This window comes from Rhizobium sp. WSM409 (assembly GCF_057653825.1).
This window is the reverse complement of sequence record NZ_JBYGKP010000006.1, coordinates 265783-290918: the sequence shown is the minus strand read 5'-3', so window position 1 is coordinate 290918 and position 25136 is coordinate 265783. Positions and strand designations below refer to the sequence as shown.

The following is a 25136-nucleotide window of genomic DNA, read 5'->3' as shown; positions in this document are numbered from 1 at the left end:
GCATGACCTACCAGCGTGCGGAAGTGCCGTTCCGCATCCAATAAATCATGGGTTTTCAACGCATTAAGAAATGGCAATCGTTTGCCATGGCTAGATAATAGCCAAGCCGGTTTTTTAAGCAAGCGATTTTTGGCAAACGTTTGCTATAAACCGCTCCCTGCCTTAGAGTTGCAAATCGAAGCATCCGGGAGACCGAAATAAACATGAATAAAAACAAGGATGTGGTGGGAGAGGAGCCATCGGGTGCATTGATGGCCGATGTCGCGCGGCTCGCCGGCGTTGCGATATCGACAGTCAGCCGGGCGCTCGCCAATCCCGGCCGAGTCAACGAGAAGACGCGCGCCAGGATCAATGCCGCAGCCAGGCAACTGGGCTATACGCCGAACGCGATGGCGCGCGGCCTCAGGGTCGGCAAATCCAACATCATCATGATCATTCTGCCGGGATCGCTCTACTATGGTGCTTCCCAGGTCATTCCGCAGGTGCTGCAGAGTATCAATCAATCGCTGATCCAGGGCGGCTACAACCTGATGATTGCCAACCTCGATCGCGACGAGATTTCCGAACGGCATATCCTCGACCTCGCCTTCGGCGGCAGCGTACGCGGGGCCATCATCCTGTCGTCGAAGCTTCCGGAGGTCGACGGGCGCTCGCTGGCCAATTCCGGTCTGCCGATCGTGTCGATGCTGCTCGACATGAGCGATGCCGGCCTGCAGAGCGTCGTGACGAACGACCGCGAAGCCGTGCGCGACGTTACTGCCGAACTGATCCGATTGGGTCATCGGCGGTTTTTCTATCTTGCAGGGCCTGAAGGCAATTATCACGATGTCGAGCGTTACGGCGGCGTGCTCGAGGCGCTCGAGGCGGCAGGATTGTCCGAGGAGGCGGTGCATCGCTCGGGTGGTCATCTCGATTATCAGCACGGCTTCGACATTGGTGTCCAGGCGGCGGATGATTTCGCCGAGTTGACCGAGAAACCGACAGCCGTCATCGCGACCAGCGACGACATGGCCATTTCATTCGTCAGCCGTGTCCAGCGGACAGGCGTGCGCATTCCCGGTGATCTGTCCGTCGTCTCTTTCGACGGCTCCCCGGTCTGCGAATTCTGCTCGCCGCCGCTCTCGACGATCAAGCAGCCGGTGGAAGAGATGGGGCGCGCAGCGGTGGATCTTCTGCTCGACGCCATTGACCAGCGGCAGAATACGGCGGCGGTTCGCACCGTCATCCGAAGCAGCCTGATCTTGCGGGAGAGCATCGGCCCCACGAAGAGCTGACGATGACGGAAGCCGGCCGCGCATCCGTGTGGAAACGCCGACGTTGTAATGGACGCTGCGACTTGCATCCATTTAAGGCGCCTACATTGCTTGACCCTGCCAAGGATCGACAATGACGACACCGGTGCCGTCGAAATCTCTCACGTTTCGCGTGACCACGGTAAGATTGTGCACCAGTGCAGTGGCAGCAATTAGCGCATCTGCCTCGTTGCGCCGGTCGGAAATATGCAGATGCGCGCAGCGCGTTGCGATGGCATCATCGATCGGCAGTATCCGGCCGGCGAACTGCGGACGCACGTGATCATCAAGCCATGTACGCAGGCGTGAACCCTGCCGGGCATCGCGTCGTTGGACAGCAAGCACGCCCCGTTCCAATTCGAGAATGGTCATTGCAGAGAGATAAAAATCAGAAGCGTTTGCCGTTTTGATCCATGCCACGACTTCCGGATCAACCTTACCGTCACCAATCTTGCGCAGTTCGGAAATGACATTCGTATCCAGCAGATAACTCAAGACAGGTCAACTCCGCGGGTTTTGATCTCGACCCGCGACGGCATGAAATTAATTTCCGACAGGCCCGGCATGGAAAGCCCATCGACCAAGCTTTGGCTCCTACCGGAAAGACGCTGAAATTCCTCGTATGTCAGAAGGACATGGGAAGGTTTGCCGCGGTCAGTGATGATGACCGGCCCTTTTCTGGCGGCTTTCTTGGCATTGCTGACGTCGTGATTGAGTTCACGGCTGGAAAGTGTCGTAATGGTCATAGTTGGCTGCCTCATGTAGGTATTTACCTACATATAGCACTTTCGGCCAACAAACATTGTCCCTTCATTGAATCCATTGCGGGGATTCTGCCACTTCCGGCTGCCGTCGAGGGAAGGTCGCTAACGTTCGGCGATATATCGTAGTGGGTGCCGATTGCACTCCATCAAAACTTCGTCTGACCCCATCAGTCGACGCGTCGTGCTACGAAAAATCACAACACCGGGCGACTTGAAACTTCGGGTCTGCGCGGTGGAATTCTGAAATTCAGAGCACGCATATGGACCTCTCGAAGATCAAGACGCTGATCGACTTTGTCGGACGATCGAACATTGCCGAGCTGACCGTGACCGAAAAGGACGTGACGGTTCGGATTTTCCGCACGTCGCCGGGTCAGGAGGCTGCTGCCGAGCCCGCGCAAAAGGCAGGATCGACGACGAGCTTTGCCGATGATGCCGGCTCCGATGCGTCGTCAAGGCTCGAGAAAACTTCCTATGCGGTGAAGGCGCCTGTCTTCGGCGTTCTGCACCGGACCCCGGCACCCGGGGAACCGCCATTCATTGCAATCGGTGACGAGGTGGAGGAGGGGCAGACGCTTTTCATCATCGAGGCGATGAAGGTCTTCCACACGATCGCTGCGCCGCGGTCAGGGCGCATTACGCACCTCACCGAAATCGACGAGGGCGAGGTCGAGACCGGCGACCTGTTGGCGGAGATTGCCTGATGCCGGAAACGACTGAACAATCCGCGACCGACCGCTTCGATACTGTTCTGATCGCCAATCGTGGCGAGATCGCAGCCCGGATCCAGCGCGCCTGCCATGAGCTCGGCCTGAAGACGGTCGCCATCTGCTCCGAGGCCGACAGGCAAGCGCCTTACGGCAGCACCGCCGACAGCTTTCTTTGCATCGGCCCATCGACCGCCGCCAAGAGTTATCTCAATCAGGATGCCATCCTTCTGGCGGCGCGTCTTGCCGGTGCAGGCGCCATCCATCCAGGTTACGGTTTTCTGTCTGAAAACGCCGCCTTCGCCGACGCCATCGAAAAGGCGGGGCTGACCTTCATTGGTCCGACCGCGTCATCGATTGCGATTATGGGCGACAAGATCGCGGCAAAGCGCGCGATGATGGCGGCCGGCGTGCCCTGCGTGCCCGGTCCGGACACGGCGCTGCCCGATGACCCCGCCACGATCGAGCGCATAGCGCTGGAAATCGGGTATCCCGTCATCATCAAGGCAGCCGGCGGTGGCGGCGGACGCGGCATGCGTGTCGTGCCCAAGGCCGATTTGCTGCATGAAGCAATTGCGCTGACACGGGAGGAGGCCCGCAAGGCCTTCGGTTCCCCCTCGCTCTACATAGAGAAATTCTTAGAGCATCCGCGCCACATCGAGATCCAGGTTATTTGCGACGATCACGGCAATGCCGTGTGGCTGGGCCACCGGGATTGCTCGATGCAGCGCCGCCATCAGAAAGTGGTGGAGGAGGCGCCGGCGCCGGCGATCGCACCCGACATCATCCAGCCGGTCGGTCTGGCTTGCGTAAAGGCCTGCCTTCAGATCGGCTACCGGGGCGTCGGAACCTTCGAATTCCTCTATGAGGACGGCGCTTTCTATTTCATCGAGATGAACACGCGACTTCAGGTCGAGCATCCCGTCACCGAGCTGACGAGTGGTGTCGATATCGTCCAGGCGCAGATAAGGGCGGCGCAGGGCCACGTTCTCGATCTCACCCAAGGCGGTGTGACATGCGAGGGCCACTCCTTCGAATGCCGCATCAACGCCGAGGATCCGGAAAATTTCCTGCCGTCGGCGGGTGTCGTCACCCATCTGGCGTTGCCGACGGGACCAGGCATCCGCGTCGATACGCATATTCATGCCGGCTACAAGGTCTCGCCCTATTACGACTCGCTGATCGCCAAGCTGATCGTCCATGCGCCGACGCGGGCGGAAGCGATGGCAAGAATGCGCGAGGCGCTTGCGGGCACTGAGGTCGAGGGGATTTCCACCAACATCCCCTTCCTGCGCGCCCTGTTCGAGGATGGCGCGTTCGCGCGCGGCGAGACTGATATCCATCATCTCGAACAATGGCTGAAACTGCGGAGGGGGGCATGAGCGCGATCGATTTCAGCGATCCGGCGACGATTGCATTGCTCACCGAGGCACTGACGGCCGCCGGTGTGGACGGACTTGAAATCTCCCGACCGGGCGGACAGCTTCGCATCGTCGTCGCCGGAAAAGGCGGCTCCCGGATCAGCTCGACCGGGGCGACGTCCCGTGCTCCCGGTTTGGCTCCCGGCTCCGCATCGGCCGTCGTGAAGGCGCCGATGGCCGGCCGCTTCTGTGTCGAGCACCCGGCCGCCTCCGCCGTGCCACAAGATCTGCCGCGCTCCGTATCCGATGCGGATATCGTCGGCTTTGTCGGGGTAGGGCACATCCTGCTTCCCCTTCGCGCCGGACGTTCCGGTGTTTTGACCAGGCTGCTCGCCGAGCCTGGTGCGCTGGTTAGCTTCGGTGATCCTCTGTTCGAAATCGAGCTCCAGTCATGATCGTCACGACGAACAGACATGCATCGCAACGCGAGATCGTTCCGGCCACCAAAAGCCTGGCGCGGGTTTCCTCGATCGGCGCCAGATCCTTCCTGCTCGAGGCGCCCGGCGACTTCGATCTCATCGCACAGCGGCGGATCTGGGCTTTGTCCCAGACCGTGAAAGACTGGGCGGACCTTGCGGAAAACATTCCGGGCATGACCAATCTGCTGGTGATCTTCAAGGAGACGCCCGAGGATCCTGATGCGGTGGTCGCCCGGCTGCTGGAGGCATGGGAGAATGCCCGCAGCATCGATCTCAACGGCAAGACCATCGAGATCCCTGTCCATTATGGCGGCGAATTTGCGACAGATCTTCCGGCCCTTTGTAATCTCTCGGGCTTGAGCGACCGTGAGGTCGTCCGCATCCATCATGAAGCGACCTACCGTGTCTTCGCCTTGGGCAGCGCTCCCGGTTTCGGTTATCTGCATGGTCTCGATCCGCGCATCTACATGCCGCGAAAGACCGTGCCCTCGCTGAAGATGCCGAAGGGCTGCGTGACCATCGGCGGTATGCAGACCGGCGTCGCCATGCTCACAGGTCCCAACGGCTGGAATTCCATCGGCTTCGCGGCACTTGAGATGTTCGACCCCATGTTGCCGAGCCCCGCCATGATGGCGCCGGGAGATACGGTGCGGTTCCTGCCGGCAAGGATCGAGCTATGATCGAGATCATGGAAAGCGGTCCGTTCAACACAGTGCAGGATCTTGGCCGCCCCGGCTATCGCGACATCGGCGTATCGGCGAGCGGCGCGATGGATCCGCTTGCGGTCCGGATCGGCAACATTCTCGTCGGCAACGACGAAAACGCAGCCGCGATAGAGGTGCAGACCTTCCCGTTCAGCCTGCGTTTCGAACGGCGCATCGCCTTTGCCGTGACCGGCGCGGACGGCAATTCTCATCTCGACGGATCGGAACTGCTTGCCTGGTGCGCTTATATCGCGGAGCCCGGACAGCTTCTCGAACTGAAACAGCCGCCGCTACTGGCGCGCTCCTATATTTCGCTCGGAGGCGGGCTGGACATCCCCGTTGTCATGGGTTCGCGAAGCACGTCGCTGCGCGGCAGCTTCGGGGGCAATGCAGGCCGGCCTCTGGCGAAGGGCGATCGGATCGCGGTCGGGGAGGACGCAGAAATGATTATGCTGCCGGCCTCCGGGCTCGCCGTCGTCGAACCGGCCGTGGCGCTGCGCGAAGTCTTCCCGGCTGCTGTCGACGGCACACTGCCGATCCGCGCCCTACCGGCCGGCGAGCATGATCTTTTCGCCGGAGATGGCGAAGCCTTCTGGAGCCAGACCTGGAGGATTTCCTCGCGAAGCGACCGGACGGGCTATCGCCTGTCCGGCGAGCCGATCAAGCCGACAGCGTCCATCGAGATGCGCTCCCACGGTGTCGTGCCCGGCGTGATCCAGGTTCCGCCCGGCGGCGAACCGATCGTGCAGATGAGCGATGCCAACACCGCCGGCGGATATCCGAAGATCGCCGGCGTGATCGAATGCGATCTCTGGCGGCTCGGCCAAGCCCGGATCGGCGCCCGCCTGAAGTTCGTTCGCTCGACGCATGCGGAGGCGCGCTCAGTTGAACAGGCTGTCGCCGGCTATGTCGAGGACGTCAGGCAGACATCCCGACTGGTCAAGCGCGCCTTGAAGGCGATGGCCTAATGCGTGTCGCCCAAAAGGCCGTCAAAAGGAGGAACTGATGAAGATCGATCTGAATTCCGACATGGGCGAAGGATTCGGTCCCTACCGGCTGTGCGACGACGAAGCGATGATGAAACTTGTCTCGTCGGCCAACATCGCCTGCGGTTTCCATGGCGGCGACCCGGATACGATGGGACGCATGGTCCGGCTTGCGAAACTGAACGGCGTCGGCATCGGCGCGCACCCCGGTTTGCCTGATCGGCCGGGTTTCGGCCGGCGCGAAATACCGTTTCCGGCAGACGAGCTTCGCCAGCAGATGCTCTATCAGCTCGGCGCACTGATGGCGATCGCCAAAGCCGAGGGTGTCACTGTCTCCCATATCAGCTTCCACGCGGCTATGGGCAATATGGTCAACCGCGATCCTGTGCTGGCCGATCTGATGATGGATGCGATCGCCACGGTCGATGCGGGCCTCGTCGTCTTCGTCACTTCAGGCAGCGAGATCCAGCAGGCAGCTCGGCGCGCGCGTTTGAAGACGCTGGCGCTTTTCCTTGCGGACCGGGCTTATGACGCTGGCGGCAGACTTGTCGCGCGCGGGCTCGCTGGCGCCGTCATCAAGGACGAGGCATCGGTGCGTGCGCGCGTACGGAAATTTCTGCTCGAAGGAACTGTCGAGACGATCGACGGAGCGGTGATCGCAATGCCGGCCCGCTCCATTCTCGTCCATAGCGACACGCCCGGCGCTCTCGAGCTTGCCGGCATCGTACGCGGCGAGATCGAAGCCACGGGTGCTGCGCTCGCGCCTGCCGCCGAACTCGCCGAATGACGCAATCCTGATCGCCCAAGGGCGGTTTCCAAATTTCAACCTCATCGAAGGACCATGTCGATGTCCGTTATCGCTGACCGACTGAAAAACGTCTCCATATCCGCATCCGCCGCCATGACCCAGCGCGCCAGGGAACTGGCCGCGAAAGGGATCAAGGTCGTCAGCCTCTCGTCCGGCGAGCCGGATTTCCCCACTCCGGCGCACGCGATCGAGGCGGCCTATGCGGCAGCTCTTGCCGGCGATACGAAATATCCTCCGATGGACGGTACGCCGGTGCTCAAGTCGGCCATCATCCGGAAGTTCAAACGGGACAACAATCTCGACTATGATGCCAGCCAGATCGTCGTCTCGGGCGGCGGCAAGCAGGTGATCTTCAATGCCATGCTGGCAACCTGCAATCCCGGCGACGAGGTGGTCATTCCGACGCCCTCCTGGGTCAGCTATGCGGATATCGTCAAGTTCGCCGGCGGTGTCCCGGTCGCCGTCCCGTGCCATGAGCAGACCGGCTTCAAGCTGCATCCCGAGGATCTGGAGGCGGCGATCACGCCGCGCACCAAATGGCTCTTCCTGAATTTCCCGAACAATCCGACCGGAGCCGCCTGCTCCCGGGCGGAGATGGCTGCCATTGCTGAGGTCATGCTGCGACATCCCAATGTCTGGATCATGACCGACGATATCTACGAACACCTGGTCTATGACGACTTCCAGTTCTGCACGATCGCCGAAGTCGAGCCCAGGCTCTATGATCGCGTCCTGACGATGAACGGCGTCTCCAAGGCTTACGCGATGACAGGCTGGCGGCTCGGCTTTTGTGCCGGGCCGAAAGACTTGATCTCCGCCATCAGCAACGTCAACGGACAGAATGGTGGCGGCATCGCGACGCTGACGCAGGCTGCGGCGACCGCGGCGCTCGATGGGCCTCAGGATCTCTTGAAGGAGCGTGCCGCGATCTACAAGGAAAGACGCGACTTCGTTCTCGACCGATTGTCAGAGGTGGAAGGGCTGCGCTGCCATAGGCCCGAAGGCGCCTTCTACATCTATCCCAATATCTCGGGGCTGATCGGCAAGACCAGCAAGGGCGGGCGAAAGATCGAGACCGATGTCGATTTCGTCATGGCGCTCGTCGACGAGCATCATGTCGCGACCGTGCAAGGGGCGGCTTACGGAATGAGCCCCTTCTTTCGCATTTCTTACGCCACGAGCATGGAGAAACTCGGCGAAGGATGCGCGCGCATAGCCCAGTTCTGCAGGGATATGCGCTGATCGGCAACGCGCTTTAGATCTGAATTCGGATCTAAAGCAAAGAAATGGAGCATGATGTCGTCCGAAAACCGCTCACACTTTTCGGCATCATGCTCTAGCGTTTCAACCGCGCCGTCAGCTCGAGAAGGATGTCGCGGACGGCAAGGGCCGGTTCGGACAAGGGATTCTGATCGGACACACACAGCGACAGGGTTTCTTCGATCCGCGGCGAGACGAGCCGGCAGATCAGCGGCTCGCTCGATTCCGATACGATGCGGTCGGCGATGGCTTTGGGCATGATCGTCGCGCCGAGACCGCTGCCCACCGCGCGGGCGAGCGTGCGGACGATTTCGACTTCTGCCACGACTTTCAAATTGGTGCGGGTGCGCGTAAAGGCGGTATCGACGGCGCGGCGCACGAAATTATAGGCCGGCGGCAACAGCAGCGGCATCCCGTCGAGACTATTGACCGGAACCGGTTTCGCATCCGCTTCGATCGCAAAGTCCCGATGGGCGACAAGGAAAAACTCTTCGCTCAGAATCGGCTCGAACCGGACGCCTTTGATCGGTCCGGTTCCATGGAGAAGCGCCATCTCCAGCCGGCCGTTCATGATCATCTGGCTATAGGTCTGGCCGACGCTTTCCGTCAGGTGCAGCAGAATACCGGGATGCCGTTTTCGGGTCTCCGCCAGGAGGTCGACCGACAGCGTGGCCGCACTGCTGAACGGCACGAGACCGACGGACACACGCCCGGCAAGCGAATTCCCGGCTGCGGAGGCATCCGCTTGCGCCTGCTCCATCTGCCGAAGGATAATCTGCGCATGGCGATACACCGCGTGTCCCGCGTCGGTCATGCTGACGCCCTGCTGGCTGCGGATCAGCAGCTTGTGGCCGAAATGCTCCTCCAGTGCCGCAAGCTGCTGGCTGAGGGCCGGCTGGGCGATGTGCAAAAGGTCCGCCGCTCGCGTGATGCTGCCGCTGTCGACGATCACGATGAAAGATTTGAGGCGTCTGATGTCCATGAGGATCGGGGTACCGTTCTGATCTGCGCGGCTTACATTTGCAGACACGCATTGCTTTTGCAACGCGACGCCGTCGCTGCTTTCCTCAGGCCCGGACGCAGCAAGCTGATGCCCGGCATCAGCTCTTTCTCTTCTTCAGCAGCCTGAGCCGGCTCCATAACCGTTGCTTATTGCTCCAGAGATAATCGGTCTTAGGCAAGGGGTTTAAGCTTCGCTACTGTCTCAATCAACAACAAGGGAACGACAATGCCATTCTCCGACTACAAGACCGCACTGGTGACCGGCGCATCCTCCGGTATCGGCGCAGCCGTGGTTGAGCGGTTCCGCCGGGAGAACATCGAGGTCCATGCCGTTGCCCGCAGTGCCCAAGCGCTGCAGCAGCTGGCCGCGCGGACGGGCTGCATCGCCCACGTCATCGACGTGACCGACCGTCAGGCCATGGCAGAGCTCACACGTCGGGTGGAGTTCGATATTCTCGTCAACAATGCCGGTGTCGACCGGCCGAAGAAATTCCTGGAAGCCGACGAGGGCGATATCGATCTCATCGTCGACGTCAATCTCCGGGCGGTTCTGCACATCTGCCGGCTGGTCGTGCCCGGTATGGTGGCGCGCGACCGCGGACATGTCATCAACATCTCGTCGATTGCCGGCGCCTATAATTTCGGCGGCAACTCATCCTATCACGCCACCAAGGCAGGGGTGAGCATGCTGTCCAACCAGCTGCGCATCGACGCTTTCGGCAAGCGGGTACGGGTCACGGAAATCTGCCCCGGCCGGGTCGCCACTGACATCTTCAATCACGTCCACGGCGATGACCCCAGCATCCGCGAACGGTTCATCGACGGCTTCGAACTGCCGCAGGCGACGGATATCGCCGACGCGATTGCCTTCGCCATAGCAGCCCCCGTCGCCGTCAACATCGGACATATGGAAATCACACCGACGCTGCAGGTCATGGGCGGCCTGCAGACGGCAAAGCCCCAACCTGCGGCGAAGCTGGATCAATCCGGGGAGCCAAACCCGTGAGCGGTTTCGACCTTTCGGCAATCCTGGGAAATCCGGAATATACCGCCATGCTGCTGCATGGCATCGAGATGACCTTCATCATCTACGCCGGCTCTTGGTCGATGGCGATGGCGCTGGCACTTCTGCTGCTGGCTTTGCGTTTGTCGCCCTTTCGTTTCGGTGATCCGTTAGTCGCTGCTTACGTATCCTACCACCGCAACGTCCCCACCCTGGTTCAGCTGATGCTGTGGTATTTCGGGATTTTCACCCTGATGCCGAGCGGGGTAGCCGAATGGCTGGCCGTCCATAATGCCGAGGCCATCTTCGCGGTGATCGGGCTCGGGCTCTGCCAGGCGGCCTATTTCAGCGAAGATCTTCGTTCGGGCGTGCGCTCGGTCAGTCCAGGCCAGATGCAGGCAGCCCGCGCGCTTGGCCACGGTTATGTCTCGGCGATGCGTTTCGTCATCATGCCGCAAGGCGTGCGCAACGCGCTGCCGCCGCTCATCAATCACAGCGTTTCCCTCTTCAAGAACAGCAGTCTCGCCGTCGTCATCGGAGCCTCGGAACTGACGCATGCCGTCAAGGAAATCGAGAACCTCAGCTTCCGGACCTTCGAGATCTACCTGATCGGCACAGTTCTCTACCTCTTCTTCTCGCTCGTGATCATGAGCATCGGCGCCTATCTGTCGATGCGCACCGATCCTGCCAGGAGTGCGCGAGCATGATCCACGACATGATCGCCATCGTCCAAGACTACTGGCTGCTGCTGCTGATCGGCCAATATCCGAACGGGCCGCTTGGCGGGCTCGCCAACACGCTGATCCTTTCAGCGCTCAGCATCGCTCTCGCCTTTCCGGTCAGCATCCTGTTCGCATTGGCACGGCTCTCCAGGTCGCCGCTGCTGCGCTGGCCGGTCACCGCACTGGTCTATTTCACCAGGGGCGTGCCGCTCTTGATGCTCATCCTGTGGAGCTATTTCCTCGTTCCGCTGCTGACCGGCGCCGATGTGCCGAGCTTCGTGACGATGCTGACGACACTCGTGGTCTATCAAAGCGCATTCCTGAGCGAAGTCGTGCGTGCCGGCATTGTTGCGCTCGGACCGGGCCAGATGGACGCGGGACGTGCGCTTGGTCACGGTTATTTAGGTGCGATGCGCTTCATCATCCTGCCGCAGGCGCTCTACAACATGATCCCGAGCATCATCTCCACCTTCGTCTCAACGATCAAGGACACGACGCTCGGCTACGTGATCAACGTGCCGGACCTGACCTTTGCCGCAAGCCAGGTCAACAACCAGCTCCTGACGCAGCCTTTCCAGGTCTTCCTCATTCTGGCGATCGTCTACTTCGCCATCTGCTGGACGCTCACCTACTTCGCAAATCGCCTCGAGCGGAGCATCACGCGGCGGCGTGCGGGACTTTCCAACCTTCCTGCCGCCGCCCTGGTCGCGCCATCGAAAATCATATCGGAGCAGCCATGACCATGTCAGTTTCAGCCCAGGAATTGCAGACGATCCGGCTTTCGCAGGTCTGCAAGAGCTACGGCGACTACCCGGTTCTGAAGGACATCGATGCACAGGTCTCGCGCGGCGAAGTCGTGGTCATCTGCGGGCCGTCCGGTTCGGGAAAGTCGACGCTGATCCGCACGATCAATCGCCTCGAGGAGATCAACAGCGGATCGATTACGCTCGACGGCCAAAACATTCATGCCGCCATGCGGGCGAAGGAACTCAATGCGCTGCGCAGCCGGATCGGCTTCGTATTTCAGAACTTCAACCTGTTTCCGCACCTTTCGGTGGTCGAAAACGTCTCGATGTCGCCAATCCGGGTGAAAGGCGCGGCGCCTGACGTCGCAAAGGACAAAGCCCTCAAGCTTCTCGATCGGGTCGGCCTTGCCGACAAGGCCCGGGCCTATCCCGGTCAGTTGTCGGGCGGCCAGCAGCAGCGGGTGGCAATCGCCCGCGCCCTTGCCATGGAACCGCCGGTGATGCTGTTCGACGAGCCGACCAGCGCGCTCGATCCTGAAATGGTCGGCGAAGTGCTGGCCGTCATGAAGAGCCTGGCGTCCGAAGGCATGACCATGCTCTGCGTCACCCACGAAATGGGTTTCGCGCGCGACGTCGCAGATCGGGTCTGGTTCATCGATGCCGGCCAGATCCTCGAAATGGCGACCCCCGAGGACTTCTTCAAAAATCCAAGCCATCCCCGTGCGCAGCGAATTCCTCGCTGATCTCAGGCATTGATACCAACCACCAAAAACAAAGGAGAACAGCAATGAACTGGAAATGCCTAACCCTCACCGCCGCATTTGCCGGCATGGCGGCCGCCTTGCCCGCAAAAGCCGATCAGCTCGACAACATCATGTCAGCGAAAACCCTGCGCTGCGCGACTTTCGCCGACGTTCCTCCCTTCGCCTCTCCCGATCCGAAGACCCGCGAAATGGCCGGTTTCGACGTCGACCTCTGCGGCGCCATCGCCAAGGAATTGGGCGTCAAGGCTGAAATCAAGCCAGTTTCGGTCGAGGCGCGCGTGCCCGAGGTCAAGCTCGGCCGCGTCGACATCACCGTTGCCAACCTTGCCTATACTCTGAGCCGTGCCGAGCAGATCCAGTTCAGCGATCCCTATTATCTCGCCAAGGAAATGCTGATCGTGCCGGCGGACGATGCCGGCAAGAAGAAGGCCGATTATGCGGGCCAGCGCATCGCTTCGACCAAAGGTTCGACCTCAGAGATGTCGATCAAGCTCAACAAATCCGACCCACTGACCTTCCAGGATACCGCCTCGGCCTATCTCGCCGTCCAGCAGGGCAAGGCGCGCGGCATGGTGGCCAACACCATGACGACGACCAAATTCGTCAATGAATCGAAGAGCAAGGGCAAGGCAATGCGGATGATCGAGGAGCCGATGCTGTACCAGCCGATCGGCATCGGCATGGCCAAGGATCAGCCGGCGCTGACCGCCAAGATCAACGAGATCCTTCGCAAGCTCGACACATCGGGCGAGATCAACAAGATCTGGGACAAGTGGCTCGGTCCGGATACCGAATACAAGATGACGCGCACCGACAAGGTCGTATCGCTCTCCGAGCTGAAGTTCGACCCGATCCCGTAAGCCGACCGGCTTCGGCGTCATCCACCGATAACGTCCAAACGAATTCAGACGGCGGGGCATGCCCGCCGTCGGCCAAAAATGGGAGGCATCCGTGATCCATATTAAAGATATCGCCGAACGGCCAAGCAAAGCCGATATCGACGCCGTTTCCAAATTTTCGCCCGCGACGATCCACGAAGCCCAAGGGCGCCGTGGAGCCCTTTCCTCCCGCCTCAAGCCCGTCGACTACCGCATGAAACTGTGCGGCCCGGCCTTCACGGTGAAATGCGCGCCGCGTGACAACATCATGCTGCAACTCGCCATCAACTACGCAAAGCCGGGCGATATCATCGTCGTATCGGCGGGCGAATACGAAGAGGCCGGATCCTTCGGCGATGTGCTTGCCAATGCCTGCCTTGCAAAGGGTATCGGCGGTCTCGTGACCGACACCGGCGTGCGCGACACGCTGCAACTGAGGGAGCTTGGCTTCCCGGTCTTCTCGCTCAGCGTCTGCATCAAGGGGACGGTGAAGGAAACCATCGCGGCGGTGAACGACACGATCATCGTCGGCGGCGAAATCATCCATCCCGGCGACATCATCGCCGGTGATGCCGACGGCCTGGTGGTCGTGCGTCGCCAGGAAGCGCAGGAAGTCGCCAGGCTGTCACAGAGCCGCGAAGATGCCGAGGCCGGCTATATCTCGGCATATAAGCAGGGCAAATCGGTCATCGAGGTCAGCAATCTCGAACCGGTGCTGAAAGCCAAGGGTCTCGTCGTCGACATCTGAGACGACAGCGCAATAGCCATCAGCCCTGCCACTTTATAAAGCGGCTGGCCTTTTCGGCCAGCCGCCTTATGCAAGAACGCTACCAGGCAGGCGCCACGCCTCCAAGATCGGTCTGGACACTATTATGGACACATGTTCTATAAAATGGACAGATTCGACGGGAGCTCGCCATGCATCTTTCCATGTGGACTTATCCCTGGGACATCCAGGACCAGGGGCTTGCAGCACTCGCCGCCGAGCTTCGCGGCCGCGCCGGCCTGAACACGGTCAGCCTGGCGACCTCCTATCACGCCGGCCGGTTCCTGCAGCCGCGGAGCCCGCAGCAGAAGGCCTATTTCCCCGAAGACGGGACGGTCTACTTCCGGCCGGATGAAAGCCTGTGGCTGGACAAGCTGATCCGGCCGCTGATGGCTGGGAATGTCACTGAGCGCGGCGACATGCTGGAAACCCTCGTCCAGGGACGCGAGGCGACGGGTCTCAAGGTCTCCTGCTGGACGGTCTGCCTGCATAATAGCCGCCTCGGCATGCTGCATCCCGATCACGTGACGCGGAACGCCTTCGGCAATCCCAACTATTACAATCTTTGCCCCTCCAGCCCGGCGGCGCGGGCCTATGCCGTCACCCTCGTGCGCGACATCACCACCAACTACCGGCCCGATATGGTGGAACTCGAAAGCCCGAATTTCATGGGATTCGCGCATGAATATCATCACGAAAAAGACGGTGTCGGCCTGAACGCCGAAGATGATTTCCTGCTGTCGCTCTGCTTCTGCGACCATTGCACGGCGCGTGCCACAAAGGCCGGTGTGCCGGTCGAAGGCGCGCGCGGATCGGTCGCGCGCTTCATCGCCGAACTTTGCGAACGAGTTATCCCGGAACGGCAATTCCCGGACTTTCCGGCCGCCGGCATCGATGCCTTTCGCGACCATCCCGAGCTGCATGCCTATCTCACCTGGCGCAGCGAACCGGTGACCAGCCTGATCGACGAGATCAAGGCGGCCGCCGATCCGGCAACCCGCATCGTGCTCATCGACCTGAAGGACGGCTGGCTCGGCGGCGTCGATCTCGCATCCGTCGGCAAGCTCTGCGACGGGGCGATCCTCTGCTGCTACGACATGGAGCCGGATGCCGTCGGCGACGTCATCCGGACCGGCCGGGCGGCAATTGGACCGAGCAAGTTCCTCGCCGTGGGCCTGCGCGTCTTCTATCCCGAGGTCAGCGGGTCGGCGGTGCTGACCGCACGCGCCAAGGCTGCCATCGATGCCGGCGCTGACGGCGTGAACTTCTACAATTACGGCCTGATACCGGCAAAGCGTCTCGACTGGGTCAAGGCAGCGGTCGACGCAATCGCTTGAGCAGATCAGCGCTTCTCAGGATGCGATGGGTTCGGCGACCTGGATCAGGCAGTCGCCGGCCTGGCTGTCGCAATGCAGCCTGTGGGAAATGACAATGCCGCTCTCGGCAAAGCGCAGCTCTTCCTCCGGCTGCTCCAGGCGTTCCAGATCATGATACCATCCGGCAAGCTCACCGGCGGCAACGGTGGCGCCGAGGGCAACGGCCGGCTCGAACCAGCCTCTGTGGTTCGCATGGATGCCCTGGCTGTGCCTAGATAGTGAAAGCAGCTGCAACGGTCCCGGCTCGGCGAGCGGCACGCGCGACAGGACCGGATGCTTCACGATGCCGAGTGTGACGAGCAGCCGGTCGATCGCGGCCGCCGTGAAAGCCATTGTCTCAGGCGTCACGGTGCCGCCGCCGCCGAACTCGCCGGAAAGACCGATGGTTCCGGCCCGCGCGGCCGCCCCCATCGATGTCGGTGCGGTCGGCCCGTTATCGGCGATGAAGGCATGCGCGGCACCCATGGCGCGCATCAGTGAAACGGACCGTTCGAAGCGGGCGCTATCGGCCTGCCGCTCGATCAGCGTGCAGGGCAGGTGGGCCATGGAGGTGCCGCCCGAATGCAGGTCGAGCACGACGTCATGGCGGGGAAAGAGTTCGTGTTCGAGGAAATGCGCCAGACGCGCCGTCGGCGAGCCGCTGGGATCGCCGGGAAAGGCCCGATTGAGGTTGCCGCCGTCGAAGGGCGAGCAGCGCTTGGCCGCCATCACCGCCGGCAGGTTCGCCATTGGCAGGATGGTGACGGCGCCGCGGATTTCGGCGACATCCAGCAGCCGCATCAGCCGGCCGAGCTGGAGTTCGCCCTCATATTCGTCGCCATGGTTGCCGGCCATCAGCAGCAAAGACGGCCCCTCGCCATTCCTGAGGCAAAGGATCGGAATGCGGATCTGATAATAGGGCGACCGGTCGATCGAATAGGGAATGGCGAGATGGCCGGCCTGCCGGCCCTCGCGCGAAAAGTCGATCGGATTGACGAGACCGCTGTGCATGATGTCTCCAGTGCGGACGGTTGCGATGCCGTCAAAGGGCGGCAACGGCAGTCATTTCGACACGCAGATCGGGATCGGCGAGACGCGCTTCGGTGCAGGCGCGGGCCGGCGGGTTTTCGATGTCGATCCAGTCATCGTACACGCTGTTCATCGCCTCGAAATCGACGATCGCCGGCAGGAAGACGTTGACGGCGATGAGGCGCGAGCGGTCGATGCCGGCTTCTTGCAAAAGGGCGTCGATCTTGCCGAGCACGTCGCGGGTCTGATCCTTGATATCAGCCTTTCGATTTTCCGCGACCTGGCCGGCAATATAGACGAGACCGCCGTAGCTGACGGCTTGGCTCATACGCGAACCTTTCTGATAACGCTGGATCATAAGCGGGTTTTCCTTTTCTTGCTTTTGGAGGGAAAGTTCAGCCGAAGCTGGTCAGATAGGCCGCCGTCACCGAATGATCCGGGTCGAGGCCGTAGAGGATGGCATGCCGGTCAAGGCAGGTGCAGGGATGCGAGATGCCGCACTCGATGACGTCGCCAACCGCGACGTCGCTGCCGTCGGCAAGGGCGACGAAGGCGTGTTGATCGTTGAGGCGAAACACGTCAGCGCTCTCGAGATCGGCAAGACGCGCCCCATTGCGATAGAGCGCCAACGGCCGTGGCAGGCCTTGGTCCATGGCCACGTCGCGCATACCCATGCCGCAGATCGCCAGCCGCGGCTCCGGCCGAGAGAGGACCTCGGCCCAGACCCGCAGCGCCGGACGGAAACCCGCGGCCGCCGAGATCGTCTCGCCGCCGATGCGGAAGCCGCCGCGTGCATCGAGGCCGGCAAGGCCGCGCTCGTAGATGCCGTGATCGTGGAAGAAGATCGCACCGCTGCGCAGCACCAGCCGGCAGGCGGGATCGGCTGCGATGGCGGCTGCAAGCCTGGCAATCACCACATCGAAAAACACTGAGCCGCCGGCCGTGACGAGGAGCGGCCGCTCGTCGCCGATGCGGGCGCGCAGCTTCGGCAGGAAATCGGATGTCACCGCCATCAGCGCGTCGATGCGACGCATCGTCTCTTCCGCATCGGCGGTCGCGGCCGCACCTTCATAGGCGGCGATGCCGGTCAGCCGGAAGGCCGGCGTCTCCGCGGCAAGGATCGCCTCCAGAATTGCCTCGGCGGCGGCGACGCCGCGGGCACCGGCGCGACCGGCACCGAACTCCACCAGCAGACCGAGGGGCGGCAGATCGACACGCTCCTGCCAGGCGGAGCGAAGAGCCTCGGCGAGCGCCGTCGAATCCACGAAGATATGAAGTTCCGCATCGGGATAGTGGCCAAGCAGGGCCGCGAGCCGGCGGGCAGCGGCGGCCCCGCCGATCTCGTTGGCGAGGATCAGCCGGCGCTGTCCCGCCTTGAGCAGGACGGCGGCCTGGCGGATATCGGCGACCGTCGTACCCCAGGCGCCTGCCGCCAGAAGTGCCTCCGCCAGCGCCATCGACATCGGTGTCTTGGCGTGCGGCGCGATATCGGCGCCGTGGCTCATCACATAGGCCATCATCAGTTCGACATTTCCCGTGAAAGCCTGCCGGTCGAGCGAGATCAGCGGCAGGGCCATCCTGCCGTCATAGGGCTTCCATCCCTGCTTGCCGATTGCAGCAAGCGGAAGCGGCGGATTGCCCGGCGGAAAGCCGCGCACCTGCTCGTCGATCAGCACGTTTTCCGTCGCAGTATGGAGGTCAGACATCGCAGCCACTCCTGATCTCGGCCGGGTCGGCGATGCCGAGGCGATAGGTGTCATTGGCGGTGGCAAAGAACAGGGCGCGCTGCTCGTCGTAAGAGAGCTCTGAGGCGACCGCTCGGAAAACCTGGTAGACCTCGTCGAAGGAGGCGTGCAAGCCCGCAACCGGAAAGTCGCTCGCGAACATGGCGCGCGCCGGGCCGAAACAAGCGAGGCAATGCTCGATCACCGGCCGCAGGCTTTCGAGCGTCCACTTATTGTCATAGGCGACGAGGTCGGAGATCTTCAGGCGCAGATTCGGCTCGCTGCCGAGCGCCCGCAGACCACGGCGCCAGAGCGCCATGCCGTCCTCCGTCCGGTCAGCCGGGCTGCCGCCGTGGTTGAGCACGAAAAGCGTTTGCGGAAAAGCACGCACCAGTTCGAGCGCCTCATTCATCTGCCAGGGATAAAGCATAAGGTCGAAGACCAGTCCGAGCCGCGTGGCATGGGCAAGTCCCGCCCGCCAGGCGGGATCGTCCATGCGGTTCGGGCGCGAAGCAAAACTCTTCGCCGCGTCCGGATGCCAGCTCAAAATATCACGGATGCCGACGACATTCGGGTTCGCCGCTTCCGTCTCGAGCAGGCGCATGGCGTCCGGCCCGTCGAGAGGAACGCACGCGATATAACGGCGCGCCACACCGGAGCTGCGGTCGAGGCCATCCAGCCAGCGGCTCTCGTCCAGCGGGCAGGCAACGGACCAGCCGGCCTCCACATGCACGGTTGCAATTACGTTCTGGCGGGCAGCATCGGCGCGATAATCGTCGATGCCGTAGTCGCGCAGGATCGATGCGAGGCTTCCGAAAACCATCTCTTCGCCGGAAGCTCTGGCCTTCTGCAGCCAGGGATGGCGTTGCAGGCTGAGGTCCCAGAGGTGGTGATGCGGGTCGATCACCGGCCCGTCATAGAGCTCCGTCATCTGCGCGCCTCGCGTCCGGAAACCAGCAGAAGAGCGAGGATCAAGGTGCCGAACATGATCGACCGCCAGCCGGGGGAGGCATTGACGACGGTGATCAGCGCCGTCGTCGTCACAAGCAGGATTGCCCCGGGAATGGTGCCGGCATAGGTGCCGCGGCCACCGAGGATCGAGCTGCCGCCGAGCACGACGGCGGCGATCGAGGTCAGCAGATAGGGGTCGCCGATGCCGACATAACCTTGCCGGTTCATGCCGAGCACGAGAATGCCCGCAAGCCCTGCGAAAAAGCCGGACAGAGTGTGGACGATCAGCGTGTTGCCCGTGACGCTGACGCCGGAAAGTCGGGCCGCCAGCGGGTTTGCCCCAAGCGCCAGGAAACGGGCGCCGATCGGCATGCGGTGGACGAGCAGCAGGACGACGATCGAGACGACAAGCCACAGGATAATGCCTGAGGGAATGCCGAGCGGCCGCGCCTGCCCGAGCAGAATGACCGCCGGATTGCTGACGGTAACCGCGCTGCCGCCGGCGACGATGACGAGCAGCCCCTGCAGGAAGGTCGCCATGGCCAGCGTCATGATGATCGGCGGCACGCGAAGATAGGCAGCACCGGCGCCGTTCATCAGGCCGATAGCCGCGGCGATGGCAAGGGCCGCCGCGATGCCGGCGAGGCCGGTCGGGTCCCAGGCTGGCGAGATCAGCGGCAGCAGGATCGCCGTGACTGTTATGACCGCGCCGACGGAGAGATCGATGCCGCCCATCAGGATGACGAGCGTCTGGCCGGCGGCGGCAATGCCGATCACCGCGGCGAGTTCGAGCAGGTAGCGCAGGTGGCCATAGGCGCCGAAACCACGCAACGTAAAGCTTGCGACGATCCAGACGAGCGCGACCAGAAGGAAGGTCAGCAGCGGCGGATTGCGGAACGCGGACCTGATGATATTCATCGCCTTGCCCTCCAAGCCCCAAGAAGTTCCGGCACGGCGACCGCGCCGACGATGATCAGACCTTGCGCGACATATTGTGCGACCGGCGGGAAGCCCAGGAAGAACATGACGTTGATCATCACCGAGAGCAGCAGGCTGCCGCAGATCGCGCCGCGCATCGTGCCCTTGCCGCCGAGGAAGCCCACGCCGCCAAGGACGGCGGCGGCAATCGAGTTCAGCGTGAAGGGCGTGCCGATAACAGGATCACCCGAGCCGGTCTGCGCAGCGACGAAGAGACCGGTCAGGGCGGCGAGAAGACCGGACAGCGCGAAGGCTGCGACCTTCACCCGTTCAACCGGGACGCCGGAGCGGAACGCACCGACCGGATTGTCGCCGGCCGCGTAGATGCCGAGGCCGAGCGGCGTTGCAAGAAAGGCCTTCCACAGTACCAGGATCACGACGAGCAGCAGGAAGGCGACGGGCGTGTGGCCGGCCAGTACCGTCGACAGCCAATCGGGAATGAACCCACCCGGCCGCGGCAGCAGGATGAGTGCGACCCCGCCGATGATGAAGGAGCCGGCGAGCGTGACAATGATTGCAGGCAGCCTCAGATAGGTAACGATGACGCCGATGGCGGCGCCGATCAAAAGACCGGCGAGTGCGACCGCAAGAATGCCGCCCGGCACGCCGAGCGCCCCTTGCATCGTCGTCGCGGCGATCACCGCTCCAAGGCTGACGAGCGGGCCGATTGCGAGCGTGATGCCGCCGTTCAGCATGAGCAGCGCCTGCGCCATGGTGACGAGCGCCAGCGGGAACCAGTTCTGCGTGAACTTGGAGAAGCCGCCGATCGAAAGGATGCCGGGAAAGAGCAGCGCATAGAGGATGAGAAAGGCGGCGACAACCAGATAGAGGCCGGCAAGGCCACGGTTGCGGCGAAGCTGGATCGAGCCGTAGAGCCGGGATGATGAACTTGTGCTCATGCCGCCTCTCCCTGTGTCGTGGTGGTAATGCCCATGGCCGCACCGACGATCGCTCCTTCGCTGATTTCATCTTGCGACAGCACCGCGGCGACGACGCCCTCGCGCAGAACCACGACACGGTCGCAGAGATGCACCAGCTCCGGCGTATCGGAGCTCGCCAGAATGACGAGCCGCCCCTCGGCGGCGAAGGCACGGAGCATGAGATAGATTTCCCGCTTGGTCTCGATGTCGACGCCGCGCGTCGGATCGTTGAGGAGCAGAACGGAGGGATCGAGCGGCAGCCATTTGGCGAGCGCCACCTTCTGCTGGTTGCCGCCGGAAAGGGCCTGGACCGGGCGGGCCGTGTCGCCCTTGATCGTCAGCCGGCGCGCGAGATCGGCGACCAGGCCGTTTTCCGCCGGTCGGTCGCGTAAGCCCTTGCGGGCGAGCCGTCCGAGCGAGGGCAGGATGAGATTGGAGGCAATGGAATGCGGCAGCACCAGCCCCTCATGCTTGCGGTCGGCCGGGACATAGACGATGCCGGTGGCATTCGCCTCGCCGACATTGGCGGGCAGGGCGGGTTTGCCGGATACTTCCGCCCGATCGGCCGAGGCCGGAATCGCGCCGTAGAGACCGAGCAGCAGGTCTTCCTGCCCTTGTCCCACGAGCCCGCCGATGCCGACGATCTCGCCGGCGCGGGCGGAGAAATCGATGTCACGCACCATGCCGGCGGAAAAACCTTCGACGCTGATGCAAATCGCGCCGGGTGCCGTGACGGAGCGCGGCGGGAACAGGTCGCCGGTCTCGCGGCCGACCATCAGGCGCACCAGGCCTTCGCCGTCGATGCCGGACAGCGACTGGTCGGCGGTGACCAGGCCATCCTTCAGCACCGTGACATGTGAACAGAGCGCCTGCACCTCGTTGAGGCGGTGGGAAATATAGAGAAGTGCAGTGCCGCGATCTCTCAGCGTCTCGATCAGGCGGGCCAGGATGCCGGCTTCGTGCGCGGAGAGCGATGAGGTCGGCTCATCCAGGATCAGCACACGCGGCTTGCGGAACAGTGCCTTGGCGATCTCCACCATCTGACGGCGGCCAAGTGCGAGGTCGGCGACTGGCATGTCGAGCGGCTCGGTGAGCCCGACCATATCGCAGACGTCTGACACGCCGCGATGAAGCGCTCTGTAATCGATAAGGCCGAACCGGCGCGGAAAGGCGCCGAGCCCTATGTTTTCGGCAATCGACAGACTGGCCGTGAGGCTCAGCTCCTGCTGAACGACGGCAATACCCGCACCGCGCGCAGCCGCCGGGCTGAAGCGCTCGACTGGCTTGCCGTCGACGAGGATGGAACCGCTGTCCGGCTGCAGAGCGCCGGACAGGAGGTTGATCAGCGTGGATTTGCCGGCGCCGTTTTCGCCGAGCAGGGCGTGAACCCTGCCCGGCAGAAGGGCAATATCGACGCCCTTCAAAACGGGATTGCCGAAAAATCCTCTGAACACCTGCCGGGCTTCCAGCAGGGGTCTTTCTTCCGTCATGACGGCTTTCCTCAACCCGAGTTACTTGGGCGGATTACTTGGCGGCAAGCAGCTTGTCGAAGAGCGCCTTGTCGTAGTCCGAGTAGATATAGCCGTCAGCCGGGAACTTGTCGGCCCGGGCGAGGTAGCTGCCGATCGTGCTGTCGTCGATGACAGGCAGCGGCACCTTGACGAAGGCCGGAACGGCCTTGCCTTCCAGCGCCTGCACGGCGGTGTAAACAGACAGCGCGCCGAGCCAGTTGGGCTGCATGGTGGCCCAGCCCTTCAGTCCCTTCTCCTTCCAGAGCTCCAGGAACTGCCTTGCGTTTTCGCCTGTTGTCGGCACTTGGTCGCGGCCCTGACGCTCGAAGGCCAGCACCGAGCCGGCCGATAGCGCGCCGCCGAGCGACAGCACGCCGTCGATTTCGGGATTGGCAAAGAGCAGACTGGTGATCGCTTCCTGTGCCGGGGCGACGTTATATTCCGTGTTCGTCTCGGTGATCACCTGGAGACCGGGATTGGCGTCAAGGACCGGCTGGGCGCCCTTGCGGCGGTCGTCGCTCACCGAAATGCCGGCCGGGCCGTTCATGATGATGATCTTGCCCTTGCCGCCGAGCTGGCCGACCATCCACTTGGCAGCGGTCGCGCCCCATTCGTTGGAATCGGTGTTGATCTTCGCCGTCACCTTGTCGGTATTGACCAGACTGTCGAAATTCACGACGGCAATGCCCTTGTCGCAGGCATCTGATATGACGCGGTCGAGCGCGTTGGAGGAACCGGCGATCACGACGATGGCGTCGACATTGGCGTCGATCATCGACTGGATATGCTGGATCTGGGTCTGGGCGTTACCCTGCGCGTCCGTGATCATCAGGTCCTTCACCAGGCCCGCCTTCTTCAGCTCCTCCACTTCGGCCGTGATGGTGCCTTCGGTCTGCTTCATCCAGGTCGGCACCGAATAGATGTTTGCCCAGCCGATCGTATAGGGCGCTTTCCTGTCACCCTTGATGCAATTGGCGGCGGCCGAGGCCGTACCGGCCGAAAAGACGAGGAGTGCGGCCGCGGCGGCAGCACCGGCGAGAAGCTGGCGGCGTAGCGAAGCGGAAATGCCGTTTTCAAGATTCTTCATGTCGATCCCCTTTTTTGTGTGCGGCAGCGTTGACGGCTTGCCATTGGTGTCCAATATACTGTACATGTGATCTATATACCGGACGAGGCGATCTTATGCCGATTTTTCTACCTCGCAAGAGGGGTGGGAAAATTTCATTCGCGGCGAATGACGGGATCGATTGACAGATGCGGCAGTCGGCTTGAAAAGCTTGGCCGGACAAAAAAGGGATCGATAGAAATGGATGCAGTTCAGGACGAAGCAGCCGGTAAACGCGCCCGAGGGCTCGACCGCGCCTTCGAGATCCTCGATTTCCTGCGCCAGAAACGGCAGGCCCTGAAGCCGAATGAAATCGCCGCGCAGATCGGCGCGCCGCGCTCATCGGTTTACGAGCTCGTCAACCTGCTGCTGCAGAATGGTATCCTGGAATTCACCGGCGGCGAGGGGCGTGTCTATCTCGGCCGCAAACTGTATTTCCTCGGCGCAGCCTATGAGAACCATTTCGACTTCACCCGCGAATGCGAGGCGGCGCTGGAACAGCTTGCCGACGAGACGCGGGAGACAGCGCAGTTCTGCATGCTGGATGGAAACAGATACACGGTCGTTCGCATGCGCGAAGGCGCGCGCCCCTTCCGCATTTCGACGGATGTCGGGCAGTCGGTGCCGATCCCGTGGACGGCGTCGGGCCGCCTGCTCGTCGCACACCTGTCGGATCAGGACATTCTGAACTTCATTCCGCCGCAGGATTTTCGCCTGCCGAACGGCGAATGGCTTGAGCCGCAAACCTTCATCGCCGAGGTGCGCCAGGCCGAGCGCGAAGGTCTCTTCACCTTCAACAGCATCGTCGACAGCTTCACCCACTGTTTTGCCGTACCGGTGCGGGGCGAGGAAGGCCATGCAGCCGCAACGCTCTGCCTCGTCACGCCACGCGACGATGGCATCGCCAACCGGGACCGCTACCTCGACTGCCTGAAGAAGGCCGCCGCCGGCCTCGACCATGCCCCGACCCGGCCAAAACGAGGCTGATGCCCTGAGCACATCAAGGCATTGATCTCAGGTAGCACGGGCGTTCGTGCGAAAACCGCCATTCCCTTGCATGCTCGTCAAACTGGATCCTCGCTCCGGCGGGGCTGCAAGCGGGCATAAGACGCTCAGAAGACCTATTGCCATTTGTCGTCTCGGCCGGGCTCTTCGCCACGCCCGCAGATCCCATCTGCCGGTCCGCGCCCGCATACCCCGGGATAGTCGCCCTGACCGTTGATTTCCAATTTCATGCCAAACCGGGAAATCTATTCACCCTTCCTCCGAAACTACGAAATTCAGTTTCTCTATAAATTCTATGGAGAACGTATTTTAGCAA

Annotated in this window: 26 protein-coding genes and 1 pseudogene; 16 read left to right on the top strand and 11 right to left on the bottom strand. The window is 62.2% G+C overall.

Going from position 1 to position 25136, the window contains the following annotated elements; translation table 11 throughout:
* Positions 1 to 203 precede the first annotated feature (203 nt).
* Positions 204 to 1274: a LacI family DNA-binding transcriptional regulator gene (locus tag AC25BC_RS35745; protein WP_033184306.1), complete on the top strand. Its 1071-nt coding sequence runs from the start codon at positions 204 to 206 to the stop codon at positions 1272 to 1274.
* An 81-nt stretch (positions 1275 to 1355) separates the two neighbouring features.
* Here AC25BC_RS35745 and AC25BC_RS35740 read toward each other — a convergent pair whose 3' ends face one another.
* Positions 1356 to 1787, bottom strand: coding sequence for a type II toxin-antitoxin system VapC family toxin (locus AC25BC_RS35740; protein ID WP_033184307.1), 432 nt, complete (start codon positions 1785 to 1787; stop codon positions 1356 to 1358).
* Positions 1784 to 2038, bottom strand: a complete 255-nt coding sequence (locus tag AC25BC_RS35735; protein ID WP_033184308.1) for a type II toxin-antitoxin system Phd/YefM family antitoxin — start codon at positions 2036 to 2038, stop codon at positions 1784 to 1786. Before AC25BC_RS35735 ends, AC25BC_RS35740 begins: the two co-directional genes overlap by 4 nt.
* A 278-nt stretch (positions 2039 to 2316) precedes the next feature.
* Between AC25BC_RS35735 and AC25BC_RS35730 the strand changes: the two genes are divergently transcribed.
* The 7 genes from AC25BC_RS35730 to AC25BC_RS35700 are packed head-to-tail and all read left to right on the top strand — an operon-like array spanning position 2317 to position 8343.
* Entirely contained in the window at positions 2317 to 2760 is a 444-nt protein-coding gene (locus AC25BC_RS35730; protein ID WP_128438911.1) for an acetyl-CoA carboxylase biotin carboxyl carrier protein, read from the top strand.
* The gene (locus AC25BC_RS35725) at positions 2760 to 4145 is read left to right on the top strand and encodes an acetyl-CoA carboxylase biotin carboxylase subunit (protein WP_128438912.1); all 1386 of its coding nucleotides are present in this window, start codon (positions 2760 to 2762) and stop codon (positions 4143 to 4145) included. Before AC25BC_RS35730 ends, AC25BC_RS35725 begins: the two co-directional genes overlap by 1 nt.
* Positions 4142 to 4579 (top strand): acetyl-CoA carboxylase biotin carboxyl carrier protein, encoded by a 438-nt coding sequence (locus AC25BC_RS35720; RefSeq protein WP_128438913.1) that lies wholly within the window; start codon positions 4142 to 4144, stop codon positions 4577 to 4579. Before AC25BC_RS35725 ends, AC25BC_RS35720 begins: the two co-directional genes overlap by 4 nt.
* Positions 4576 to 5283 carry a 5-oxoprolinase subunit PxpB gene (gene pxpB, locus AC25BC_RS35715; RefSeq protein WP_003555450.1) on the top strand — a complete coding sequence of 236 codons (708 nt, stop codon included), beginning with the start codon at positions 4576 to 4578 and terminating at the stop codon, positions 5281 to 5283. The genes AC25BC_RS35720 and pxpB overlap by 4 nt, the downstream gene beginning before the upstream one ends.
* Positions 5280 to 6275, top strand: coding sequence for a 5-oxoprolinase subunit C family protein (locus AC25BC_RS35710; protein ID WP_012760641.1), 996 nt, complete (start codon positions 5280 to 5282; stop codon positions 6273 to 6275). Before pxpB ends, AC25BC_RS35710 begins: the two co-directional genes overlap by 4 nt.
* A 37-nt stretch (positions 6276 to 6312) precedes the next feature.
* Positions 6313 to 7080 (top strand): 5-oxoprolinase subunit PxpA, encoded by a 768-nt coding sequence (locus AC25BC_RS35705; protein ID WP_128438914.1) that lies wholly within the window; start codon positions 6313 to 6315, stop codon positions 7078 to 7080.
* 60 nt (positions 7081 to 7140) lie between these two features.
* On the top strand, positions 7141 to 8343 hold the full coding sequence (locus AC25BC_RS35700) for a pyridoxal phosphate-dependent aminotransferase (RefSeq protein WP_003555454.1): 1203 nt from the start codon (positions 7141 to 7143) through the stop codon (positions 8341 to 8343).
* A 94-nt stretch (positions 8344 to 8437) separates the two neighbouring features.
* Here AC25BC_RS35700 and nac read toward each other — a convergent pair whose 3' ends face one another.
* Positions 8438 to 9343, bottom strand: a complete 906-nt coding sequence (gene nac, locus AC25BC_RS35695) for a nitrogen assimilation transcriptional regulator NAC (RefSeq protein WP_003555455.1) — start codon at positions 9341 to 9343, stop codon at positions 8438 to 8440.
* A 246-nt stretch (positions 9344 to 9589) separates the two neighbouring features.
* On the opposite strand from nac, the gene AC25BC_RS35690 reads away from it, so the two are divergent.
* The 7 genes and pseudogenes from AC25BC_RS35690 (at position 9590) to AC25BC_RS35660 (ending at position 15579) form a co-directional block, all read left to right on the top strand.
* Positions 9590 to 10369, top strand: a complete 780-nt coding sequence (locus tag AC25BC_RS35690) for an SDR family oxidoreductase (RefSeq protein ID WP_128438915.1) — start codon at positions 9590 to 9592, stop codon at positions 10367 to 10369.
* On the top strand, positions 10366 to 11073 hold the full coding sequence (locus AC25BC_RS35685) for an amino acid ABC transporter permease (protein ID WP_003555457.1): 708 nt from the start codon (positions 10366 to 10368) through the stop codon (positions 11071 to 11073). The genes AC25BC_RS35690 and AC25BC_RS35685 overlap by 4 nt, the downstream gene beginning before the upstream one ends.
* Positions 11070 to 11828 carry an amino acid ABC transporter permease gene (locus AC25BC_RS35680; protein ID WP_003555458.1) on the top strand — a complete coding sequence of 253 codons (759 nt, stop codon included), beginning with the start codon at positions 11070 to 11072 and terminating at the stop codon, positions 11826 to 11828. Before AC25BC_RS35685 ends, AC25BC_RS35680 begins: the two co-directional genes overlap by 4 nt.
* Positions 11825 to 12590, top strand: a pseudogene (locus AC25BC_RS35675) (amino acid ABC transporter ATP-binding protein). The gene AC25BC_RS35680 and the pseudogene AC25BC_RS35675 overlap by 4 nt, the downstream one beginning before the upstream one ends.
* 31 nt (positions 12591 to 12621) lie before the next feature.
* Positions 12622 to 13458, top strand: a complete 837-nt coding sequence (locus AC25BC_RS35670) for an ABC transporter substrate-binding protein (RefSeq protein ID WP_003555460.1) — start codon at positions 12622 to 12624, stop codon at positions 13456 to 13458.
* A 91-nt stretch (positions 13459 to 13549) separates the two neighbouring features.
* Positions 13550 to 14224: a 4-carboxy-4-hydroxy-2-oxoadipate aldolase/oxaloacetate decarboxylase gene (locus tag AC25BC_RS35665; protein ID WP_128438917.1), complete on the top strand. Its 675-nt coding sequence runs from the start codon at positions 13550 to 13552 to the stop codon at positions 14222 to 14224.
* Positions 14225 to 14394: 170 nt separating this feature from the next.
* The gene (locus AC25BC_RS35660) at positions 14395 to 15579 is read left to right on the top strand and encodes a hypothetical protein (protein WP_128438918.1); all 1185 of its coding nucleotides are present in this window, start codon (positions 14395 to 14397) and stop codon (positions 15577 to 15579) included.
* A 15-nt stretch (positions 15580 to 15594) separates the two neighbouring features.
* On the opposite strand, the gene AC25BC_RS35655 is transcribed toward AC25BC_RS35660, so the two are convergent.
* Genes AC25BC_RS35655 through AC25BC_RS35620 form a run of 8 tightly spaced genes read right to left on the bottom strand, consistent with a single transcriptional unit; the run spans position 15595 to position 23797 of the window.
* Positions 15595 to 16608, bottom strand: coding sequence for a succinylglutamate desuccinylase/aspartoacylase family protein (locus tag AC25BC_RS35655; RefSeq protein WP_128438919.1), 1014 nt, complete (start codon positions 16606 to 16608; stop codon positions 15595 to 15597).
* Between the two features lie 31 nt (positions 16609 to 16639).
* Positions 16640 to 16984: a RidA family protein gene (locus tag AC25BC_RS35650; protein ID WP_003555467.1), complete on the bottom strand. Its 345-nt coding sequence runs from the start codon at positions 16982 to 16984 to the stop codon at positions 16640 to 16642.
* Between the two features lie 37 nt (positions 16985 to 17021).
* Positions 17022 to 18332, bottom strand: a complete 1311-nt coding sequence (locus tag AC25BC_RS35645) for an alanine racemase (protein WP_128438920.1) — start codon at positions 18330 to 18332, stop codon at positions 17022 to 17024.
* The gene (locus tag AC25BC_RS35640; RefSeq protein ID WP_128438921.1) at positions 18325 to 19281 is read right to left on the bottom strand and encodes an amidohydrolase family protein; all 957 of its coding nucleotides are present in this window, start codon (positions 19279 to 19281) and stop codon (positions 18325 to 18327) included. The genes AC25BC_RS35645 and AC25BC_RS35640 overlap by 8 nt, the downstream gene beginning before the upstream one ends.
* Positions 19278 to 20219, bottom strand: a complete 942-nt coding sequence (locus AC25BC_RS35635; RefSeq protein ID WP_017997592.1) for an ABC transporter permease — start codon at positions 20217 to 20219, stop codon at positions 19278 to 19280. The genes AC25BC_RS35640 and AC25BC_RS35635 overlap by 4 nt, the downstream gene beginning before the upstream one ends.
* Positions 20216 to 21178, bottom strand: a complete 963-nt coding sequence (locus AC25BC_RS35630) for an ABC transporter permease (RefSeq protein ID WP_012760651.1) — start codon at positions 21176 to 21178, stop codon at positions 20216 to 20218. Before AC25BC_RS35630 ends, AC25BC_RS35635 begins: the two co-directional genes overlap by 4 nt.
* On the bottom strand, positions 21175 to 22689 hold the full coding sequence (locus AC25BC_RS35625) for a sugar ABC transporter ATP-binding protein (protein WP_128438922.1): 1515 nt from the start codon (positions 22687 to 22689) through the stop codon (positions 21175 to 21177). Before AC25BC_RS35625 ends, AC25BC_RS35630 begins: the two co-directional genes overlap by 4 nt.
* A 34-nt stretch (positions 22690 to 22723) precedes the next feature.
* Positions 22724 to 23797 (bottom strand): ABC transporter substrate-binding protein, encoded by a 1074-nt coding sequence (locus tag AC25BC_RS35620; protein WP_128438923.1) that lies wholly within the window; start codon positions 23795 to 23797, stop codon positions 22724 to 22726.
* Positions 23798 to 24016: 219 nt separating this feature from the next.
* On the opposite strand from AC25BC_RS35620, the gene AC25BC_RS35615 reads away from it, so the two are divergent.
* Positions 24017 to 24802, top strand: a complete 786-nt coding sequence (locus AC25BC_RS35615; RefSeq protein WP_012760654.1) for an IclR family transcriptional regulator — start codon at positions 24017 to 24019, stop codon at positions 24800 to 24802.
* Positions 24803 to 25136 lie beyond the last annotated feature (334 nt).

Bases quoted from the DNA above. Each gene is read 5' to 3' on its own strand.
- AC25BC_RS35700 (WP_003555454.1), top strand. From the start codon at position 7,141: ATGTCCGTTATCGCTGACCGACTGAAAAACGTCTCCATATCCGCATCC.
- nac (WP_003555455.1), bottom strand. From the start codon at position 9,343: ATGGACATCAGACGCCTCAAATCTTTCATCGTGATCGTCGACAGCGGC.
- AC25BC_RS35745 (WP_033184306.1), top strand. From the start codon at position 204: ATGAATAAAAACAAGGATGTGGTGGGAGAGGAGCCATCGGGTGCATTG.
- AC25BC_RS35725 (WP_128438912.1), top strand. From the start codon at position 2,760: ATGCCGGAAACGACTGAACAATCCGCGACCGACCGCTTCGATACTGTT.
- AC25BC_RS35680 (WP_003555458.1), top strand. From the start codon at position 11,070: ATGATCCACGACATGATCGCCATCGTCCAAGACTACTGGCTGCTGCTG.
- AC25BC_RS35625 (WP_128438922.1), bottom strand. From the start codon at position 22,689: ATGACGGAAGAAAGACCCCTGCTGGAAGCCCGGCAGGTGTTCAGAGGA.
- AC25BC_RS35735 (WP_033184308.1), bottom strand. From the start codon at position 2,038: ATGACCATTACGACACTTTCCAGCCGTGAACTCAATCACGACGTCAGC.
- AC25BC_RS35720 (WP_128438913.1), top strand. From the start codon at position 4,142: ATGAGCGCGATCGATTTCAGCGATCCGGCGACGATTGCATTGCTCACC.
- AC25BC_RS35630 (WP_012760651.1), bottom strand. From the start codon at position 21,178: ATGAGCACAAGTTCATCATCCCGGCTCTACGGCTCGATCCAGCTTCGC.
- AC25BC_RS35655 (WP_128438919.1), bottom strand. From the start codon at position 16,608: ATGCACAGCGGTCTCGTCAATCCGATCGACTTTTCGCGCGAGGGCCGG.
- AC25BC_RS35690 (WP_128438915.1), top strand. From the start codon at position 9,590: ATGCCATTCTCCGACTACAAGACCGCACTGGTGACCGGCGCATCCTCC.
- AC25BC_RS35705 (WP_128438914.1), top strand. From the start codon at position 6,313: ATGAAGATCGATCTGAATTCCGACATGGGCGAAGGATTCGGTCCCTAC.
- AC25BC_RS35640 (WP_128438921.1), bottom strand. From the start codon at position 19,281: ATGACGGAGCTCTATGACGGGCCGGTGATCGACCCGCATCACCACCTC.
- AC25BC_RS35660 (WP_128438918.1), top strand. From the start codon at position 14,395: ATGCATCTTTCCATGTGGACTTATCCCTGGGACATCCAGGACCAGGGG.
- AC25BC_RS35645 (WP_128438920.1), bottom strand. From the start codon at position 18,332: ATGTCTGACCTCCATACTGCGACGGAAAACGTGCTGATCGACGAGCAG.
- AC25BC_RS35635 (WP_017997592.1), bottom strand. From the start codon at position 20,219: ATGAATATCATCAGGTCCGCGTTCCGCAATCCGCCGCTGCTGACCTTC.
- pxpB (WP_003555450.1), top strand. From the start codon at position 4,576: ATGATCGTCACGACGAACAGACATGCATCGCAACGCGAGATCGTTCCG.
- AC25BC_RS35730 (WP_128438911.1), top strand. From the start codon at position 2,317: ATGGACCTCTCGAAGATCAAGACGCTGATCGACTTTGTCGGACGATCG.
- AC25BC_RS35710 (WP_012760641.1), top strand. From the start codon at position 5,280: ATGATCGAGATCATGGAAAGCGGTCCGTTCAACACAGTGCAGGATCTT.
- AC25BC_RS35650 (WP_003555467.1), bottom strand. From the start codon at position 16,984: ATGATCCAGCGTTATCAGAAAGGTTCGCGTATGAGCCAAGCCGTCAGC.
- AC25BC_RS35620 (WP_128438923.1), bottom strand. From the start codon at position 23,797: ATGAAGAATCTTGAAAACGGCATTTCCGCTTCGCTACGCCGCCAGCTT.
- AC25BC_RS35615 (WP_012760654.1), top strand. From the start codon at position 24,017: ATGGATGCAGTTCAGGACGAAGCAGCCGGTAAACGCGCCCGAGGGCTC.
- AC25BC_RS35670 (WP_003555460.1), top strand. From the start codon at position 12,622: ATGAACTGGAAATGCCTAACCCTCACCGCCGCATTTGCCGGCATGGCG.